This is a genomic window from Deinococcus sp., from assembly GCF_030523985.1.
In the GTDB taxonomy this organism is placed as follows: domain Bacteria; phylum Deinococcota; class Deinococci; order Deinococcales; family Deinococcaceae; genus Deinococcus.
In genome coordinates, this window is sequence record NZ_JAUNHK010000147.1 from 1,626 (window position 1) to 4,713 (window position 3,088).

General features: G+C 69.1%; 4 protein-coding genes. 3 read left to right on the forward strand and 1 reads right to left on the reverse strand.

Annotated features, from left to right (window positions below; all coding sequences use genetic code 11):
• Positions 1-644, reverse strand: a 644-nt coding sequence (locus tag Q4C89_RS13940; RefSeq protein ID WP_303103228.1) for a tRNA pseudouridine(38-40) synthase TruA, incomplete at its 3' end; no start/stop codon positions are given.
• 161 nt (positions 645-805) lie between these two features.
• On the opposite strand from Q4C89_RS13940, the gene Q4C89_RS13945 reads away from it, so the two are divergent.
• From Q4C89_RS13945 to Q4C89_RS13955, 3 genes are all read left to right on the forward strand, one after another.
• Positions 806-1,939, forward strand: a complete 1,134-nt coding sequence (locus tag Q4C89_RS13945; RefSeq protein ID WP_303103229.1) for a LysM peptidoglycan-binding domain-containing M23 family metallopeptidase — start codon at positions 806-808, stop codon at positions 1,937-1,939.
• The gene (locus Q4C89_RS13950; RefSeq protein ID WP_303103230.1) at positions 1,940-2,203 is read left to right on the forward strand and encodes a hypothetical protein; all 264 of its coding nucleotides are present in this window, start codon (positions 1,940-1,942) and stop codon (positions 2,201-2,203) included.
• Positions 2,204-2,275: 72 nt separating this feature from the next.
• A partial coding sequence (locus Q4C89_RS13955; RefSeq protein ID WP_303103231.1) for an endonuclease/exonuclease/phosphatase family protein occupies positions 2,276-3,088 on the forward strand: 813 nt, incomplete at its 3' end.

Below are 3,088 nucleotides of genomic sequence, written 5' to 3' on the forward strand. Positions count from 1 at the left end.
AAAAAACTTTCGCCTGCGACGTGAATTTCCCAGAGTGGCCCCTGTTGGGTGGAGGCGTGGGGTTGGACGTCCAGCCGCAGCAGGTCGCGCCAAGTCTGGCGGTCTTCGCGGGTGGCGAAGGCGGCGAAGTCGTGAAAGCCGACCAACCCCGCCGCCGCGCCGCGCATGGCCTCGGCGTCCAGTGGCCCCGGCACATGCAGCGCCCGCCCCGCCCACAGGGGATGACGCTGCGGCGCGACCCAAAGCCGGTAAACGTAACGCCGCTCGGTGCAGGAAAAGCGGGCATGAAAGCCTTCCGGCGCGGGGGCGGCTTCCAGCACGGATACGCTGCCGGGCAAGCGGGCATTCAGAGCGCGGGGCAACTGCGCCAGCGGCACGCGAAAGCCGGGCGGCACGTCCCAGTGAATCGGCATGGCCTCGGCATGAACCCCGGCGTCGGTGCGCCCAGCCGCTACGGGCCGCAGCGCCCCGGTGGCGCCCAGGCCGGTCAGGGCCGCTTGCAAGGTGTCCTGCACGCTCGCCGCGTTGCGCTGCGACTGCCAGCCCGCGTAGTCCCGTCCGTCCCAGGCCACCGTCAGCCGCAGCCGCGTAAAGCCTGCGGGCGGAGCGTAGTGAGGGGAAGACTCGGCAGAGGGCACGTCCATGCGCGGCAGGGTAGCGCGGGCAAGGCGCCATGAGGAGCGTGAAGTCTTTCTCAAGACTGTGGCCTGGGGGCCGCTATGATGCCGCTATCGTGTCTCGGTTCTCAATTCGGACTTCGTTGCTCGCTCGTCGGGCTGGCCCGACCTTTCGTCCCCTGACCGGAATGCTGCTGGCCCTGGCGCTGCTTGGCGGCATCACCGAGGCGAGTCAGGTGCGCTACCGGGTCAAGCCCAACGAAACGCTGTTCCGGATTGCCCAGCGCACGGGCCTGAGCGAGGCGCAGATTCAGCGGGCCAATCCCAGCATTCGCGGCACGTTGCTGTATGCCGGGCAGGTCATCGTCATTCCGCCCCGGCCTACACCCCCCGGCAGCGTGCGGGTGCGCCAGGGCGAGACGCTGACCAAACTGGTACGGCGACTCGGCACCCACGAGGTCGAACTGCGCCGCGCCAACCCGCAGATCGACAAGCGGGGCACCCTCAACGCGGGTCAGCTTTTGCGCCTGCCCCCGCGCCTGATCGCCGCGCAGCGGGCCGCCGAGAAGAAGGCCAAGCAGAAAGCCGCCGCCCTCGCCCGGCAGAAGGAACTGGCCCGGCAAAAGCACCAGAAACAGTTGGCTTTGCAAAAGCAGGCCCGGCAGAAACAACTCGCTCAGCAGCGACAGGCGGCCGCCCGCAAACCCGCTCCCCGACCCACCACCTACCGCGTGAGGTTCGGGGATTCCTTTTTCAGCATTGCGCGGCGCTTCGGGCTGAGTGTGGAGCAGTTGCAGCGCTTCAACCCGCGTTACTCGGCGGCGAACTTGCAAGCGGGCCATGTCCTGCGGCTCACGGCTCCAGCGGCGGCCAACACGCCCCGCGCTTCCGGCGTCGTCGTGCGGCGGGCCAGCACGCAGGCGGTGTGGACGTGGCCGGTGCCGGGGTACGGGCGAATCACCAGCGACTACGGCTGGCGCGTGTTGAACGAGAAAAAGGAAATGCACACCGGGATAGACGTGGCGGCCCCGACCGGCACCCCGGTGGTGGCCGCCCGCAGCGGGCGCGTGACCGAGGCCTACCGCGACGTAACCTACGGCTGGGGCTGGACGGTGGTCATTCAGCACCCCGACGGCTGGAAAACCCGCTACGCGCACCTCAGCGGCATCTCGGTGCGGGCCGGGCAACTGATTCGGCTGGGCGAGCGGCTGGGCAGCGTGGGCAGCACGGGCCGCGTGACCGGGGCGCACCTGCATTTCGGGCTGTACCAGGGCGGCGCGACCCGTGACCCGCTGGCCCTCTACCGGGCACAGAGCGACTGAATGGCGGCCCAGATTCCGCCGACTCAAATCTGGCCGACTCAGATCTGGTATGTGGAGCTGCGCGGCCCCGACGCCCTGACCCGCCTGGGCGAGTGGCTGGAACGACTGCCCGCGCTACCGGGCTTCGTGGGAGCCGAACTCCTGAGCAGTCCCGCGCAGCCCGAATTGGCCCTGGTCGCCAGCCGCTGGGCCGCCGAAGTGCCGGACGTGGGCGTGCCGAATGGGGCCAAGCACTGGATATTTCGGGTAGAGCGTTCGGTCTGAAGCTCTCGGCCTAGGGTGACTGCGACTTTCGGTGGACGCACTCCCCTGTTCACGCTGCGATGCTGAGGCGGCATGTGGCCTCTTTCCCGACTTCCTCACTCGCACCTCGCCTGGCTGAGCCTGGGCATGGTGGTGGCGGCCTGGGCGCTGGGCGAGTGGGTTGCCGAACGCACACTGCTGACGCTGCTGCTGGCCTATGCGCCGCCGCTGGTGTGGCTCTTTCCCGCGCTGCTGGCGCTGGTGTGGACGCTGTATGGTCGGCTCAGGGGGCGTCGGCGTGGAGTGGGTCTGGCGCTGCTCGCGCTGGGCCTGGCGCTGTGGGGCGCGGGCCTGCTGCACTGGCGACCTCAGGGGGACGGCAAATTGCGGGTGCTGACCTACAACGTGGCACGCGGCACCCTGGGTCGTCCCGAACAAATTTTGAAAACCCTGAAAGCGGCCGACGCCGACGTGATTTTGCTGCAAGAGACCAACTTCATCCCGGCGGGCTACGCCGAGCGCCTCAGCGCCGGACTGCCCGGCTACGGGTCGCGGCGCGGGCACGAGGTCTGGACATTTTCGCGGCTGCCCGTGGTCGGTGAGCGGCAAATCCTCTTGCCAGGGAGCCGCCGTGTGCTGCTGCAAACCGAGTTACGCCGCCCCGACGGAACACGGCTGACGGTCATCAATGCCCACCTGCACACGGTTCTGGTGTCGAGTGCGCTGCGGGGCCGCTGGGACGAAGTCCGCACCACCGCCCGCGCCCGCGATTGGGAAGTGAACGAACTGTGCCGCCTCGCCGCCGCTGTGCCGGGGCCAGTGCTGCTGGGCGGCGACCTCAACACCCCGCCGCGTGGCCTGCTGTACCGCCGCCTGACCCGCTGCATCGGCCCCGACGCGCACGAC

Coding starts and splice junctions, on each gene's coding strand:
- Q4C89_RS13945 (WP_303103229.1), top strand. CDS start 806: ATGCTGCTGGCCCTGGCGCTGCTTGGCGGCATCACCGAGGCGAGTCAG.
- Q4C89_RS13950 (WP_303103230.1), top strand. CDS start 1,940: ATGGCGGCCCAGATTCCGCCGACTCAAATCTGGCCGACTCAGATCTGG.